Here is a 16,105-nt window from a genome sequence, read left to right on the forward strand (position 1 = left end):
TTTGCAATCATTAAATTTTGGTTGCAGTGGGGAGTAAAAATAAGCTCAAACGATTTCAGGAGAACGAAACATTCAAGAATGTCATCCAACCCGAAAGGAAGGCAATTGAAGAGGGGACTTTAGTATTAAAAGGGAAATGGGCCGAACACTTCAAAAATGAGAATCCTATCGTTTTAGAATTAGGCTGCGGTAAGGGAGAATATACTATCGGACTCTCAAAACGAAATCCTGACAAAAATTTTGTCGGAATAGACATTAAAGGTGCCCGTTTTTGGCGGGGCGCTAAAACTGCCTTAGAAGAAAATCTAGAAAATGTAGCTTTTTTACGAACTCAAATAGAGTTGGTAGATAGCATGTTTGCAGAAAATGAGATTTCTGAAATATGGATTACTTTTCCAGACCCTCAAATTAAATATAAGCGTACCAAGCATCGTATGACCAATCAAGATTTTCTGGCCAAATACAAGAAGGTTTTAAAACCAAATGGTCTGATTCACCTAAAAACAGATAGCGAATTTATGCACGGTTATACCCTGGGATTGCTACATGGCTTAGGTTTAGAGGTTATTTACGCGAATCATGATGTTTACAAAAACGAAGGAAGTCCTGAAGAAGTTTTAAAAATTCAGACTTTCTATGAAAATCAGTACCTTCAAGAAGGAAAACCAATTACCTATATTCAATTCAGGATCAACTAGCAATGCAACACCTGCTAATCTTATTCTTTGCCACTTTTTCTGCAGCAAGTATGGCAACGGTACCGCCAGGGCTCTTAAACATGAATGCCGCTAAAACCAGCGTAGAAAAAGGCAAGTTAAATGGCGTCATCTTTAGTTTGGGGGTTTCTACCATGATTATGATTCAGGCATACATTGCGGTAATGATTTCCAAATTTCTACATGACAATCCTGATGTGATTGATCTTTTATTGAAAATTGCTTTGGTAGTTTTTGGCACCTTTGCGATATTTTTTTTTGTAAAAGCTCGCAAGAACAAAGTTGAGGCACCAAAGACAGTTGAGGTAAGCAAACGGAATAGTTTTTTAAAAGGATTTTTATTGGCAGCCTTGAATTTATTGACCATTCCTTACTATAGCGGATTAAATGCAATGTGGAATGCCTCGGGTTGGATACAGTTCGAGATTACTGATATATTGACCTTTGTTCTGGCAGCTGGTTTTGGTACTTTTTCAGTGTTGTATCTTTATGTTTTTTACTTTAACAAATTGGAAAGGAAAACAAATCGGTTTTCACAGAATGCAAATTATATATTGAGTATTTTAATGGTTGTTCTTTTCGGGATTACCCTTTTTCGATTGTTTTATAGTTCATGAAATCAGAGCAAAAGAATTTTTTTCAAAAAGTCTACGAAGTAGCGGCACAAATTCCCTTTGGGAGGGTAACTTCGTACGGAGCAATTGCTAAATATTTAGGAGCTGCCAGAAGTGCCAGAATGGTAGGTTGGGCGATGAATGGAGCTGGAAGTATGGAGAACGTTCCTGCGCACCGGGTCGTGAATAAAGCCGGCCTTCTTACTGGTAAGCATCATTTTGATGGTACAAATCTTATGCAACAGCTATTAGAAAATGAGGGCATTGCGGTAGTTGACAATCAAATACAAAATTTGGAAGAGCACTTTTGGGACCCATTTAAAGAACTTCAAACAGAATAGTGCTACACCCGATCACTTAAAGGTGAGCACAAATTGGGTCGTTTCATTTGAAGATACGGTTATACTTCCGCCATGCAATCGCATGATTTGTTTGGTTAGACTAAGTCCAATACCGGTTCCGGTATTCTTTGTGGTAAAAAAGGGAACAAAAATTTCGTCTATTAGGTCGGGTGGTATTCCAGGGCCATTATCTTGTACTAGAATAAATTTCTTGTTCATTTTGTCTATACCGGAAATTAGACGAATACTTCCATGGTCTTGATTTTCTAGAGATTGCTGGGCGTTTTTTCCCAGGTTTAAAAGCACTTGGGTTATTTGTTTTTCATCAAGATAAAGTTCCAATTGTGGCGGCTCCACTAGAATCTCAATTCCAACTTTTTTTAGATCTTTTTGTTCATCTAACAAAAGTTTAATTTTTTCCAATAGCGGTAAAGCGGGTACCAATTCTTTGTCAGGTTCTGGTACACTCAAGAACGTTCGATACGATTGTACAAAACTCATAAGGTCGGTTCCTTGATTTTTAATCACTTCCAAGCCCTTTGCGGTATTATTGATTTGGTCTTGTGAGAAATTGCCGGGCTCTGACAACTTATTTCCTGATTTGAAATAGCTAAGTATGGAATCTGATATGGAGGTAATCGGGGTAATAGTGTTCATAATTTCATGTGTGAGTACCCGAATCAATTTTACCCAAGAATCGGTTTCTTTGTCATCAAGTTCTTTGTGAATATCATGAACTACGACCAACAATAGTGTTTGTTCTTCAATAGTGATAGGCGTGCACTTAAAGCTCAACTCACGCTTGCCTCTTTCATTTCCTAAGTTGAAAATGGTATTTTCAAAAGGGTTTAAATCTTTAAAAAGTTTATAAAGATTAGGGTCGATCAAATTGAGTTGCTTTACATGATTTAAAGGACGATAATTTAAAAGATTTTGTACCGTAGGATTGGCGTACAAAATATGTCCTTTAGGATTTATAGTAAAAATTCCAATATCAGCCTGTCTTAAGATTTCTTGATAATACTGTTCTTGCGCTTGTTTCTTCACATAAATATCCTGAATCATTGCGTTGAGCATATTCAAGCTTTGATTCAGTTCTTCCAATGATTTTACGCTTAATTTTTCAGGAAAGCGAAGCGTAAAATCTTCGTTTTTTATGGCATCAAAAAAATAGGCTATTTTCCTATTGGTCTGATTTACAAAGTATATTAAAGAAGAGGTTTGGGTAACTAGTAAAATAGTCGCAATACCTGCAGCTATATATTGCTTTTCAAAAAAGAAATACACAGCGCCAACGGCAGATAGCGTTATAAATATGATACGTAGTACCACTTGTAAATAAATGTTTCTACTAACCATTACTTCCCTATTTTCTTGAGCTTATTGTAAAGTGTTTGTCTAGATATTCCCAGCTGTTCTGCTGCGGCGCTATAATTGCCTTCATTTTGATTGAGCGCCTTTGTAATCATTAATAGCTCCATCTCTTCTAAAGTATTTGGCCCATTTTCAGTAGGAATTGCACTTTTGGCTTCTAACAGAAAATCAGTTGGCCTTAATACATTTCCTTCAGAAAGAATCACCGCACGTTCCATGGTGTGAAGAAGCTCTCTAACATTACCGGGCCATTTGTAGCTCATCAGTTTTTCCTGAGCTGTTTGATTTATGCGTAAGCCGGGCTTGCCGTATTTTGAAGCAAATTTCTTTAGGTAAAATTCTGCAAGGATTAGAATATCTGATTCCCTTGCTCTCAACGGAGGCACTTCTACACGAATCGTATTGATTCGATAGAGAAGATCCTCCCGAAAAAGTCCGTCCGCAACCATTTTATCTAAATTGCAATTGGTTGCGCATACCAGGCGAATATCTACAGGAATAGGCTTATTTGAGCCGACACGAACTACCACTTTATTTTGAATAGCTGACAATAATTTTGCCTGTGTTTGTAAAGAAAGGTTTCCTATTTCATCCAAAAAGAGAGTTCCTCCATTGGCCGCTTCGAACTTCCCGGCTCGATCTTCCTTTGCATCTGTAAATGAGCCTTTGGTGTGTCCAAAAAGTTCGCTTTCGAATAATGATTCGGAAATCGAACCCATGTCTACAGCGATAAAAACCTCATTGCTCAAATTAGAGAGTTTGTGTAGTTCTCGTGCTATCAATTCTTTACCGGTTCCGTTTTCACCGGTGACCAAAACATTTACATCAGTTTTGGCAACCTTACCTACTAAGTTTAATACAGAAGTCAAGGCTTTCGAATTGCCAATTATATAATTTTTGTTTTGATTGATGACCTGCTTAAGATGATCTTCTTTTTCTTTGAGCTTATTAATTTCCTTTCTTGATTTACGCAGCTCATAGGCCGATTTAACGGTGGCTAATAGTTTGTCATTGTTCCAGGGCTTTAGTACAAAATCGGCAGCTCCTTCTTTCAAAGCTTTTACCGCAAGGTCAACTGCGCCGTAAGCTGTCATCATAATCACGGAAGTTTGAGGTGCTTTTTTTCGGATTTCCCGAAGCCAGAAAAGACCTTCGTTTCCAGTATTGACCCCGGCTGAAAAATTCATATCTAAGAGTACAATATCAAAATCGGCCAAATTGGGAAAGGAAGAAATCTGATTGGGGTTAGAAATCGTCTTTACGGTTTTGTACTCAAATTGCAACAAAATTTCAAGTGCACTAAGAACACTTTTATTATCATCAATTACGAGAATTTTGGAGTCTAACATAGTAGCGAATTGTCGTTAATTGTCGGTAACAAAAAATATTCCATTAATTGTATCATCGATCTTGTAGTGCTGTGAGATGCCAAATTCAGTAGCTGTTTGCCGATTCTAAAGCTACGACAAGAATTGGTACAATTTTTAAATGTGTCCAAATTTTTGACAACATCTGTAAAACTATTTTACACCTGAATTTTATTAATATGTGATTTATATATTTATTATACTGATAATCAATAAGTTATAATCTTGGCATGTAAATAGCAAACACTTTGGCATATCAATCCATTATGAAGTTAAAATTGCCAATACAACTCATTTTCCTTTTCCTTTTGGGAACAAGTCTCTTAGCACAAGAGAAATGGACCCTAGATGACTGTGTGGCCTATGCCCTAGATCATAACTTGCAGCTCAATGATCTTGATTTTACAGAACAAGCGAATCGAGAAAGCTATAGACAATCGGTTAGAAACCTGCTACCGTTGGTTAACGCTAGCTCAAATTATACGGTTAACTCCGGTAGGGCAGAAGATCCTAACACCGGTACCTTCGTTGTTCAAGATTTTTTCTCGAATAACTATTCTATACAATCGAGTATCGATTTGTTTCAAGGTTTTCAAAAAATCAATTCTATAAAGGCTTCCAAATTTTTATATCATGCGGCCAAAGAAGAGCGACTACAGCAAAAGTACTTGTTGGCTTTCCGGGTTATGCAAGCCTTTAACAATATTCGATTTTCAGACGGATTGGTTGCTATAGCCAATGAGCAACTTGAGGTATCTAAAACCAACTATCAATTGGTCGAAAAGCAAATAGAACTGGGCCTAATGGCAGGCGCAGATTTGTACGAGGCAAAATCGACCTTGCTAAATGATGAACTCAATCTGACGCAAAGTGAAAACCAACTTGCTGCGGCGAAGTTAGCCTTGATACAAGAAATGAATTTGGAAAACACTTCAGAAATAGAAATCATACCCAACATTCCACAAGTTAAGGAAACAAAGACAACCCAAGAGATGCGATCAGACTCGGTTTATTCAAAAGCGCGTGAATTTTTGCCATTAATCAAGGCGCAAGAACTAAGAGCTCAAGCAGCAAAGAAACAAGTGGGTATAGCTAGGGGAAATCTTTACCCATCCATATCGCTTTTCGCCGGTGTGGGTACAGGCTATTTTGAAACTTTTCGCGATAGTTTAGATAACACCCTGCCCTTTCGGGAACAATTCAGAGACAATACCTCGCGATTTTATGGGTTGAGCTTGAATGTGCCTATCAGTAATGGCTGGTCTGCACGCTCAAGGGTGAAACAGGCTAAGATTGAAAAGTTGAGGGCTGAAAATAATTTGAAGGTACAAGAACAGGTACTTTTTCAAACCATTCAACAATTGGTACAGGAATACAATTCGTTGCTAGTAGAAATAGATCAGAGCAACCAAAACATGCAAGCACAGCGTTTGGCCTTCACCATTGCCCAGAAACGATATGAGAAAGGAATGATAAATGGAATCGAATTATTTACTGCAAAAAATCTTTTTGCAAATGCACAAAATGCAAATTTACAGGTAAGGCTGCGTTCGGAAGTCAATAAAAGTACATTAGACTTTTACCGTGGGCTACCTGTGTTTAATATAAATTAGAAGATGGAAGAGACAAGAATTAAAATCAGGAGAAATTTTACAGAGCGATACGAAATTCAAGATATGAAGTTTGGATTGGGTATCGCCATATCACGAACAAACAGAAGAATCACTTCGCACTTATAGGATGAGCTATCCTCTAGGCTACGCATAATTAATAAAGAAAGAAAAAAACAAAGATGGATATTCAACTCGAAAAGAAAAAAGGTTTACGGCCCAAACATTATGGCTATATCGCCTTGGGTTTGTTGGTGCTTTTTGTAGGCTACCAAATACTTTTTACAAATTCAGTCTCCACCTACAGAACCGATAAGGAAAAATTGTCCATCGCCCAAGTAAGCGCTGGCAAGTTTGATGACTACATTACCATTACAGGAAATGTTGCCCCAATTACCACGATATATATGGATGCATATGAAGGCGGTCGTGTTTCGGAAAAACTCATTGAAGAAGGTACCATGGTCAAGAAAGGTGATATCATCTTGAAGCTTGAAAATATGAATTTATACGAGCAGATTCTAGCTAGCGAAAGTAACTTGGCGTTAAAACAAAATGATTTGCGTTCTACAAAATTGACCTTTGATTCGCGACAGGTAGAAGGCAGGCGATCTCTTGCTACGGCTAGTAACGATTTACAAAGGTTAAAGCGGAATTTTGAACAAAACGATGCGCTTTACAAAGAGGAGTTGATTTCAAAAGAAACCTATCTTCTATCAAAAGAAAACTACGAACTCTCGCAAAAGCAATACGATATTATTAAGAAGCAAACTGAAAATGATGATGAGCTGCGAGAAACCTCTTTAACAGGTCTAGATGCAGATTTGGCGAGAATGCAAAAAACCTTGGGAATGGTGTACCAACGTCTCGATCATCTTAATGTGCGCGCACCTGCTGACGGACAATTAGGGTTTCTAGATGCCGAAATCGGACAAAATATTACACAAGGTCAACGTATCGGACAGGTAAATGTATTGACTGATTATAAAATCGAAGCAGATATTGACGAACACTATATCGATCGGGTCAAAAGAGATTTGGTTGCGGTATTAGAGCGAAACGGAAACGAATTTCCGCTACGGGTTCGAAAGGTGTATCCCGAAGTGCGTAATGGAAGATTTCGGGTAGATCTTGTATTTACGGAAAACAAACCGGCTACCATACGTACAGGACAAAGCTATAATATAAAGTTACAGCTAGGAGAATCAAGTGATGCGCTTTTATTGCCTAAAGGAAGTTTCTTTCAAAGTACAGGAGGTCAATGGATTTTTGTCGTTGCACCAGGTACCGATGAAGCGCTAAGAAGACCCATTAGAATTGGGAAACAGAATTCAAAATACTACGAGGTGCTAGAAGGCTTAGATGCCGGAGAACAAGTAATTACGAGTAATTACGATTCGTTTGGCGAAGCAGAACGAATAGTTTTAAAATAAAAACTGTCACAAAAATAGAATATAGAAGTCATTAATTATAACAGCTTAAATCGATCAAAAAATGATAACAATCCAAAATTTAAAAAAGAGCTTTAGAACCGAGGAAGTAGAAACTTTAGCCTTAAATAATGTAAACCTGAAAGTAGAGGAGGGAGAATTTACCGCGATCATGGGGCCTTCTGGTTGTGGTAAATCTACCCTTTTGAACATTATAGGAATGTTAGATAACCCTACGGAGGGAAGTTACAATTTCGCAGGTCATGAAGTAGGCGGACTAAAAGAAAGTCAACGAACCCAATTGCGAAAAGGAAATTTGGGCTTTGTCTTTCAAAGCTTTAACCTAATTGACGAGCTGACAGTATACGAAAATGTTGAACTCCCATTAATCTACTTGAAAATGGGGAAGGCTGAACGTAAGCAGAAGGTGATGGCGGTGTTGGAACGAATGAAAATTGCCCATCGTGAAAAGCATTTTCCACAGCAACTATCTGGAGGGCAGCAGCAGCGTGTAGCTATTTCCCGGGCTGTAGTTACCAACCCTAAACTGATCTTAGCAGATGAGCCAACTGGTAACCTTGATTCTAAAAACGGGATCGAGGTTATGAATCTGCTTACCGAACTCAATCAGGAAGGAACTACCATTGTCATGGTAACCCACTCTGATCGTGATTCGCATTATGCACATCGTGTGGTCAACCTATTTGACGGTCAGATTGTAACTGAAAGTCAAAATAGAGAAATAGGTGCCATGATATAAAAGGAGTTTATTCATCAATTGTTCCTGAATTTATTTCAGGATCTTAAATCGATCATCATGTTAGAATTCAAGATTTCAAAAGAGCGAAAGAGTGCCAAGAAATTCTTGACACTTGCCTTAGCATTTATCTTTTCATCACTTTACGTGCTACTAGCACAAGAAGAAAAAAGGAATGAATTGAGTTCACCCGAATTTCAGGCGATACACGTATCTGGTGTTGCCAAAGTTTTCTTCACTCAAGAAGCGCATAAAGAAATTGAAATGATTGTATCAGGTGATCCTTATCCTCAAGTTATTCGAAAGATTAAGAATGGTGTTTTGGAAATCTATACTGAGGGAGAGGCACACAATGAGGTCGTTGAAGTCTTCGTAAGTAACCCGTCATTGACTTCGATTAGCGTGTCGGATAGAGCCGAATTTCATAGCGTTAAAAATATGGAGATGAAAACGCTTCGTATCGAAGTAAAAGATGTAGCATCGGCTAATATTGGTGTAGACGTGGAGAAGGTGGCAATACATATGGATGGTGGAGACTTGACTATTTCTGGTATAACCAGCAAGCAAGATATAACCAGATCTAGACAAAGTAGTAGAGGCACTTTAGATAATAGTCGTCTTAAAATCGTCCAGTAAAAATGTGAATCATGTTTAAAAACTATCTCAAAATCGCTTGGAGAAACCTTATAAAGAACAAGGCGTACTCTGCCATAAATATTGGAGGACTAGCTATTGGCATTACTGCATGCCTATTGATTTTGCAATATGTAACTTTTGAAACCAGTTACGAGGATTTTCACGAAAACAAAGACCTAATTTATCGAGTAAAGCAAGACCGCTACAATGATGGGGTGTTGACCACTGAATGGGCAGCAGGCGCTTTTGCTGCAGGAACACAATTCAGTGAGGCGATTCCTGAAATTGAAGATTACCTTAAACTCATCGATGCTGGTGAGGTAATCGTTGATAATGGAAGTGAAACTTTAAAAATTGAAAATGTACTGTATTCCAGCAAGGCTTTCTTTGAAATGTTTTCCTACCCGCTGATTTCTGGAGATAAGGCAACTATATTAGAGGAGAATCGCACCGCGGCACTTTCAAAAGCAACGGCCCTTAAAGTTTATGGAACTACCGATATCATAGGAAAAACGATTGAATTCAACGGTAACAGCCGCTATCGTATAACGGGTGTTTTCGAAGATATGCCAACGAATACGCAACTTAAGCCAAATATATTACTGTCTTATACCACTTTCAGGGAAAGAATTCTTGCAGAGAATGATCAAGATCCCGAAGCCGATTCCGATACCTGGTGGTTTTCCGATGGCTGTTTGACGTATTTTAAACTTAAGGAAGGTGTGGCTCCCTCGACAGTTGAGGCCAAATTCGGTCCAATTGTAGACGAATTGGCTGGGGAGGAACTGCGAGCATCTAATTCTAGTGCTACCTACTCCTTAATGCCCCTAACCGATATTCATCTCTATTCGAACTATATGATGGAACCCAACCCAACTGGAGATGGTAAAACAGTATACCTTCTATTAGGGATAGCTTTTTTCATAGTGGTCATTGCATGGGTGAATTATATTAATCTAGCTACCGCAAGGGCCATCAGTAGGGCAAAAGAAGTCGGAATACGAAAGACGTTGGGTTCACAACGAAAGCAGTTAATCTTTCAATTTTTTACAGAATCGTTTTTATTTAATGGCCTTGCGTTAGGCATAGCATTGGCGCTTACCGCGGTTTCCATTCCTTTTTTCAATGAGATCTCAGGGCAAGAATTATCTATCAGTTTCTTATTGGATGCCAATTTTTGGCTGGCCCTAATTTCGTTATTTGTTTTTGGCGTGTTGCTTTCTGGAGCGTATCCTGCTTTTGTTTTGTCTAGATTTCGTCCGGTGGAGGTGTTAAAAGGAAAGATGGTAAGTACGAAAGAAGGTTCCTTGTTGCGAAAAGCATTGGTTGTATTTCAGTTCGCTGCCTCCCTATTTTTATTGATAGGAACCTTAACCGTATACCAGCAGATACAGTTCATGAGAAAACAGTCTTTGGGGCTTGATATCGATAAAACCTTAGTTGTGGTTCCACCTGTAGTTACAGATTCAACCTATCTGGGTCAAATGCAATCATTTAAAGAAAGCTTGTTGCGTTATCCAACGATTAAGAGCGTAGCCGCTGCTTCTACCATTCCGGGTCAACCAGTGGGCTGGAATGCAGGAGGGATAAAATTGACAACTCAAGAAGAAACCGAAGGCAAGCAATATCGTGTTATTGGTGTCGACTATGATTACGTTGAACAATTTGGATTGACATTGGTTGCCGGACGCGCCTTTTCAGAAGAATTCGGAACAGACCCTGAAGCGGTTATATTTAATCGAGCTGGTATTGCCCAGTTAGGGTTTAAAAACCCAGAGGACGCATTGGGCAAGCGAATTGATTTTTGGGGAAACCAATATACCATCGTGGGTGTTTCTGAAAACTTCAATCAAGAATCACTACGGCTTCCTTACGAACCTTTGGTAATTCGATTAATTCCAGATGTTCGAGGATATTTCACCATCAAACAAAGTTCACAAGATATTGCACAAACCGTAGCTCAGGTAGAGCAAGAGTGGAACAAGTTTTTTCCCGGCAATACCTATGAATATTTCTTTTTAGACGATCATTTTAACGACCAGTACAACGCAGATCAACGCTTCGGAAAAGTGTTCGGTCTTTTTACTGGTTTGGCAATTTTGGTAGCTTGTCTAGGTTTATTTGGATTAGCATCTTTTACAACCTTACAGCGCACCAAGGAAATAGGAATCCGAAAAGTCTTAGGCGCATCGATACCTGGAATTTTAAAGCTCTTGTACAAAGAATTTGCTTTCTTATTGGTACTGGCTTTTATAATTGCCATTCCGATTGCGTGGTTTACGTCAAGCAATTGGCTAGAAGGTTATGCATTTCGAATTAATATGCATTGGTCGTATTTTCTGTTACCTTTTGTAACAATCGTTCTAATAGCTTTGGTCACCGTTAGTTTTCAGACCATCAAGGCTTCACTGGCAAACCCTGTTAATAGTTTACGTACCGAATAAAATAAATCCAATAATAGCGATCATGCTTAAAAACTATCTAAAAATAGCTTGGAGAAACCTTTTAAAACGAAAGGTTTTCACCTTTATCAATATCGTGGGATTAGCCATTGGGTTTGGCAGTAGTATATTGATTTATCTGTTTTTGAATTATAATCTAACCTTTGATAATTTTCACGCAAACGGAGATAGAATTTATCGTATAAATACTGAGCAGCATAGAGATGATATTGAGTATGATCCAAGTGTACCACCAGCTTTTGCAAATGTATTTCGCGAGGAATATGATTATTCCGAAAAGGTAGCAAAAATTGCATTTCAAGGTGGATTACTAGTTGATATTGATGACGATGGATATCAAAAGAAACTAAAACAAGATGTTGCCTATACTGAGGAAGATTTCTTCAACATATTTAGTTTTCCATTGATTTATGGAGGTGCTGAAGTTTCTTTGTCTGAACCAAATACAGCTATTCTAACTGAGTCAATGGCCATTAAGATGTTCGGCAAATCAAATGTTGTTGGTAAAACGTTTGTTTTGGAAAAGGACAAGACGATTACGATAACAGGTGTTTTAAAGAACTTTCCCAAGACTTCTCATTTTACAGATGAATTGTTCGTTTCTTTTGAAAATCTTATAGATGTATTCGAATTTGCAGCAGGAGAAAATTGGGGAGGTATTACATCGAATTTGGAAACTTATGCGTTGTTAAGACCAAATCAGAATATTGCTAACATCGAAGCTGCTTTATTGGAGCTTCCAAAGAAATACCGCCCAAATAGCAAAAGTAAACATGTTTATAAACTGCAACATTTAAATGATATTCACTTTAGCCCAGATTATGGCGGACTCGACCCTAATTTGTTATGGATTTTTGGAATTGTCGGATTGTTTCTTATTGTAATTGCCGGAATTAATTTTATCAACATATCAAGTGCCCAAGCGTTTTATCGTTCGAAAGAAATAGGAATAAGAAAAGTATTGGGCAGTTTTAAAGCCCACCTATTTTGGCAATTTTTAACTGAAACTTTCGTAATAAGTCTTTTCGCACTTGGTTTGGGATTAGTGTTTGCGTTTTTATTCCTACCCATGTTTAACGACCTATTCAGCATACAGCTTGAGCTACAAGATTTATTGAGCGCGCAGTTCTTTACTTATATAGCACTAATTCTACTTGTAGTTTCATTTTTATCGGGAAGTTATCCTGGGTTATTGATGAGTCGAATAGTGCCGGTGCTGGCATTAAAGGGCAAGCTAAGACACAATGATACGGGAAGTTCTTCCATCCGAAAAATTTTGGTTATTGCCCAATTTGTAATATCCATAGTTTTGATAGCTTCCACCATAATCATATCGAAGCAAATTGATTATGCGATCAACTCAGATTTAGGTTTTAACAAAGAATCCATGGTAATGTTGTCTATTCCTAGGGATATTGAAGAAGAGAATTTGTATAGTCTTAAGAACAGATTAAAACAAATCTCGGGAGTAGAAAATGTTTCAGGTTGTTTAAGTAGCCCTGGTGCTGCGGAAAATAATTGGGGAACGGGAATACGGTTTCATAATAGGCCGGAGGCAGAAGAGTTTAATATTCAGGCAAAGCTGGGGGATGAAGACTATATGGAAACTTTTGGTCTAGAATTGGTTGCTGGTAGAAATTTTTTCAAGAAGGACACGATTGATGAGGTCTTGGTCAACGAAAAGCTGGCAAAAAAACTAGGTCTTGGTTCGTCCGAAGAAATGTTAGGAAAGCAAATTGCGGTCAATGGGGAATCAATGAAAGCTACCATAGTAGGGGTCGTAAGAGACTTCCATGATCAAAGCTTTACCAGTGATATCAACCCTATTTTCATAGCCCCACATACCAATGCATATGGAGAAATTGCAGTAAAGATGACTCCATTAAATATGAAACAAACGCTGTCCAGAATAGGTGAACGTTGGTCAGAAACTTTTGAGGGCTATATTTTTGAATATCGCTTCTTAGATGACCGTGTAGCAGAGCAATATGAACGAGAGCAACGGTATTTATCTCTTTCCAAAGTATTTTCTAGTCTTGCCATACTCATAGGCTGTTTAGGGCTTTATGGCTTGATATTGTTCTTTGTTGGGCAGCGAACAAAAGAAATCGGAATTCGTAAAGTTTTGGGCAGCAATGTTAGCAGTATTTTAGCTTTGTTCTCACGTGATTTTTTGAAGTTGGTTCTAATCGCAGGTTTAATTGCAACTCCGATTACCTGGTATTTTATGAATAAGTGGCTTCAAGAATATACCTATAGAACCGAAATACATTGGTGGTACTTTGCAATTGCGGTAATTGTGATAATGTTCATTGCAATGGCTACTATCAGTTACCAAACTTTAAAAGTCGCATTTACAAGCCCGGTCAAAAGCTTACGTACAGAATAAGGTAAAAAAAGCGCATCAAATCAAAAACGAGAAACATGTTGAAACAGTATTTAAAAATCGCCTGGCGAAACCTCCTTAAGAACAAAGTTTATTTTTTTATAAACGTTCTTGGACTTTCTATTGCCTTAACGGTATCATTTCTATTGCTGCTATGGGTAAACGATGAGTATAGTGTAGATAAGTTTCACGTGAACAATGACCGATTGTATCAAGTGAAACGGACCATACCCTTGGAAGAAGGAGTACTTGACGTTTACGAATCGGTACCATATCAATTATTAAAAACAGCCAAGGATCAACTTCCCGAAATAGAAAAGTACATCACTTTGGGGCGGAGTTTCGAAGATAACCTAAAAGTCGAAAATATAGATTTCAGGGCCGCTGGCACATTTACGAATGCAGACTTTTTTCAAGCTTTTTCATATCCTGTGCTTTTAGGTGATATTACGCAACTTGATAAAAAGCCAGAAGCCCTTGCAATTTCGGAAACGCTTGCCCAAAAGTTTTGGGGGTTTGATTGGAAGAAAACAGCCCTCGGAAGTAGCGTGCAAATTATGGATAATGGAGACTATACCGTAGAAGCAGTTTACAAAGACTTTCCAGAAAATTCATCCATTCAAAATGACTTTTATTACGGTTTCAACGGTTATCTGAAGAAAAACGACTGGATGTTGGAATGGGGAAATGGGGGAATGCAAGGTGCATATCTTCTCAAAGAAGGTTCAGATCATCAAGAAGTTGCCGCAAAACTTCAAAAGCTTTTTCAAGAAAATATAGAAGGAGAACAAAAAGAAGGTTGTTTTTTGCAACAATTCTCCGATAGTTACCTCTATGGTAAATATGATGAAAGGGCTCAAGTGTCGGGTGGCCGCATAGAATATGTGAGGATATTTATGATTGCGGCTATTTTTCTTTTGATTATTTCATGTATCAACTTCATCAATCTTTCTACAACCTATGCAACTAAAAGGTCGGCTGAGATTGGTATTAGAAAAGTAAATGGTGCTGGTAAGAAAACATTGATAAGGCAGTTTCTAACCGAAACGGGCATGGTAACATTCGTTTCGTTTGTATTAGCTTTTCTTTTGGTCTGGCTATTATTACCCAACGTAAATGATTTCGTAGGAAAAAGCATGAGTATAGGCATCGATCGACTTGAAGTATGGTTATTGATCGTCGGAGTATTCTTGACAACCACTGTTCTTTCAGGTATGTACCCGGCCTTCGTTATTTCTTCCTTTAAAACGGTAGCGGCGTTGAAAGGAAAAGCAAATGAGAATAAGAATACCATTTCGTTAAGAAAGGGGCTGGTGGTGCTGCAGTTCGGTCTGGCAGTTTTATTGATCGTTGCCGCGATAATTGTGAAATTACAGGTAAATTATATCAACGAAAAAGACCTCGGAATTGCCAAAGATCATATAGCCTCTACCCATCAAGATCAACAGTTGACGGAAAAATATGAAGTACTGCGCAACGAATTACTAGCTTCAAATGCTATCGAAGATGTTACTTTGGCAGGTCCTTTTCCATTAGATATGGGGGCCTCCACAAGTGGGGTCAATTGGCCCGGCAAAACCCTTGAAGAGCAGAACATCGAATTCTCGTTATTATGGACAGCACATAACTTTCCAGAAGTTTTCGATATACCACTTAATGAAGGAAGATACTATCCTGAAGGAAGTTCGGATACCTTAAATATTGTAGTCAACCAAAAAGCTGTAGAGATAATGGGACTATCAGATCCCGTAGGAAAAACAGTAGAAGTATGGGGCAATCAAAGACAAATAATAGGGGTCTTAAAAGACTTTCACAATAGATCACTATATGAAGCAATACAACCTGCTGTTTTCTTCTTAGACCCTACTGATGCGGGTACCATGTTCGTGAAATTAAAGGCTAATAAAACTAAGGAAGCAATCGCACATATGCATTCAATTTATGCCAAAGTTTTGCCTGATGTTCCCCTTCACCTTGATTTCGTAGATGAGGCATATGCGGCCAAGTACAAAAGTGAAACCCTGACTGGGTCCCTTACGTATTATTTTGCCTTTATCTCTATTCTTATTTCTTGTCTAGGTCTTTTCGGACTGGCAACTTTCACTGCCAAACAACGTACTAAGGAAATAGGAATACGAAAAGTATTGGGAGCTAGTGTAAATAGTATTACGGCGCTCATTTCGGTAGACTTTTTGAAACTTGTAGCGCTTGCTATCGTAATTGCATCTCCCTTGGCCTACTACCTTATGGATAAGTGGCTCCAAGGGTTTGCCTATACCATTGAGATATCATGGTGGGTTTTTGCCTTAACTGGTCTTTTAACTGTATTCATTGCATTCATAACTATTGGATTTCAATCTATTAAAGCCGCAATGGTAGAACCCATAAAGAGTTTACGTACAGAATAAAATC

The 16,105-nt window shown here is 38.2% G+C and carries 12 protein-coding genes; 10 read left to right on the forward strand and 2 right to left on the reverse strand.

What is annotated here, in order from left to right; genetic code table 11:
• The first annotated feature begins 26 nt into the window (after positions 1-26).
• From trmB to ABJN95_RS07790, 3 genes are read left to right on the forward strand one after another with little or no spacing between them, the layout of a single operon-like run.
• Entirely contained in the window at positions 27-698 is a 672-nt protein-coding gene (gene trmB, locus ABJN95_RS07780) for a tRNA (guanosine(46)-N7)-methyltransferase TrmB (protein WP_348369816.1), read from the forward strand.
• Between the two features lie 2 nt (positions 699-700).
• Positions 701-1,333 (forward strand): LysE family transporter, encoded by a 633-nt coding sequence (locus tag ABJN95_RS07785; RefSeq protein ID WP_348369817.1) that lies wholly within the window; start codon positions 701-703, stop codon positions 1,331-1,333.
• Positions 1,330-1,671 carry an MGMT family protein gene (locus ABJN95_RS07790; RefSeq protein ID WP_348369818.1) on the forward strand — a complete coding sequence of 114 codons (342 nt, stop codon included), beginning with the start codon at positions 1,330-1,332 and terminating at the stop codon, positions 1,669-1,671. Before ABJN95_RS07785 ends, ABJN95_RS07790 begins: the two co-directional genes overlap by 4 nt.
• Positions 1,672-1,683: 12 nt before the next feature.
• On the opposite strand, the gene ABJN95_RS07795 is transcribed toward ABJN95_RS07790, so the two are convergent.
• Entirely contained in the window at positions 1,684-3,030 is a 1,347-nt protein-coding gene (locus ABJN95_RS07795) for an ATP-binding protein (RefSeq protein ID WP_348369819.1), read from the reverse strand.
• A complete protein-coding gene (locus tag ABJN95_RS07800) occupies positions 3,030-4,394 on the reverse strand; it encodes a sigma-54 dependent transcriptional regulator (protein ID WP_348369820.1) in 1,365 nt (454 codons plus the stop codon). Before ABJN95_RS07800 ends, ABJN95_RS07795 begins: the two co-directional genes overlap by 1 nt.
• Before the next feature lie 284 nt (positions 4,395-4,678).
• On the opposite strand from ABJN95_RS07800, the gene ABJN95_RS07805 reads away from it, so the two are divergent.
• The 7 genes from ABJN95_RS07805 (at position 4,679) to ABJN95_RS07835 (ending at position 16,101) form a co-directional block, all read left to right on the forward strand.
• Entirely contained in the window at positions 4,679-6,025 is a 1,347-nt protein-coding gene (locus ABJN95_RS07805; RefSeq protein WP_348369821.1) for a TolC family protein, read from the forward strand.
• Between the two features lie 179 nt (positions 6,026-6,204).
• Positions 6,205-7,455, forward strand: a complete 1,251-nt coding sequence (locus tag ABJN95_RS07810) for an efflux RND transporter periplasmic adaptor subunit (protein WP_348369822.1) — start codon at positions 6,205-6,207, stop codon at positions 7,453-7,455.
• A gap of 61 nt (positions 7,456-7,516) precedes the next feature.
• Positions 7,517-8,212 carry an ABC transporter ATP-binding protein gene (locus ABJN95_RS07815; RefSeq protein WP_348369823.1) on the forward strand — a complete coding sequence of 232 codons (696 nt, stop codon included), beginning with the start codon at positions 7,517-7,519 and terminating at the stop codon, positions 8,210-8,212.
• Between the two features lie 57 nt (positions 8,213-8,269).
• Positions 8,270-8,845, forward strand: coding sequence for a DUF2807 domain-containing protein (locus tag ABJN95_RS07820; RefSeq protein WP_348369824.1), 576 nt, complete (start codon positions 8,270-8,272; stop codon positions 8,843-8,845).
• Positions 8,846-8,856: 11 nt separating this feature from the next.
• Positions 8,857-11,289, forward strand: a complete 2,433-nt coding sequence (locus ABJN95_RS07825; protein ID WP_348369825.1) for an ABC transporter permease — start codon at positions 8,857-8,859, stop codon at positions 11,287-11,289.
• A 22-nt stretch (positions 11,290-11,311) separates the two neighbouring features.
• Entirely contained in the window at positions 11,312-13,696 is a 2,385-nt protein-coding gene (locus ABJN95_RS07830; protein WP_348369826.1) for an ABC transporter permease, read from the forward strand.
• 35 nt (positions 13,697-13,731) lie between these two features.
• Complete coding sequence (locus ABJN95_RS07835; RefSeq protein WP_348369827.1) at positions 13,732-16,101, forward strand: ABC transporter permease; 2,370 nt, start codon at positions 13,732-13,734, stop codon at positions 16,099-16,101.
• Positions 16,102-16,105 lie beyond the last annotated feature (4 nt).

The organism is Maribacter sp. (assembly GCF_039974175.1).
Lineage (GTDB): Bacteria > Bacteroidota > Bacteroidia > Flavobacteriales > Flavobacteriaceae > Maribacter_C.

Coding starts and splice junctions, on each gene's coding strand:
- ABJN95_RS07810 (WP_348369822.1), top strand. CDS start 6,205: ATGGATATTCAACTCGAAAAGAAAAAAGGTTTACGGCCCAAACATTAT.
- ABJN95_RS07790 (WP_348369818.1), top strand. CDS start 1,330: ATGAAATCAGAGCAAAAGAATTTTTTTCAAAAAGTCTACGAAGTAGCG.
- ABJN95_RS07795 (WP_348369819.1), bottom strand. CDS start 3,030: ATGGTTAGTAGAAACATTTATTTACAAGTGGTACTACGTATCATATTT.
- ABJN95_RS07825 (WP_348369825.1), top strand. CDS start 8,857: ATGTTTAAAAACTATCTCAAAATCGCTTGGAGAAACCTTATAAAGAAC.
- ABJN95_RS07800 (WP_348369820.1), bottom strand. CDS start 4,394: ATGTTAGACTCCAAAATTCTCGTAATTGATGATAATAAAAGTGTTCTT.
- ABJN95_RS07830 (WP_348369826.1), top strand. CDS start 11,312: ATGCTTAAAAACTATCTAAAAATAGCTTGGAGAAACCTTTTAAAACGA.
- ABJN95_RS07785 (WP_348369817.1), top strand. CDS start 701: ATGCAACACCTGCTAATCTTATTCTTTGCCACTTTTTCTGCAGCAAGT.
- ABJN95_RS07820 (WP_348369824.1), top strand. CDS start 8,270: ATGTTAGAATTCAAGATTTCAAAAGAGCGAAAGAGTGCCAAGAAATTC.
- ABJN95_RS07835 (WP_348369827.1), top strand. CDS start 13,732: ATGTTGAAACAGTATTTAAAAATCGCCTGGCGAAACCTCCTTAAGAAC.
- ABJN95_RS07805 (WP_348369821.1), top strand. CDS start 4,679: ATGAAGTTAAAATTGCCAATACAACTCATTTTCCTTTTCCTTTTGGGA.
- ABJN95_RS07815 (WP_348369823.1), top strand. CDS start 7,517: ATGATAACAATCCAAAATTTAAAAAAGAGCTTTAGAACCGAGGAAGTA.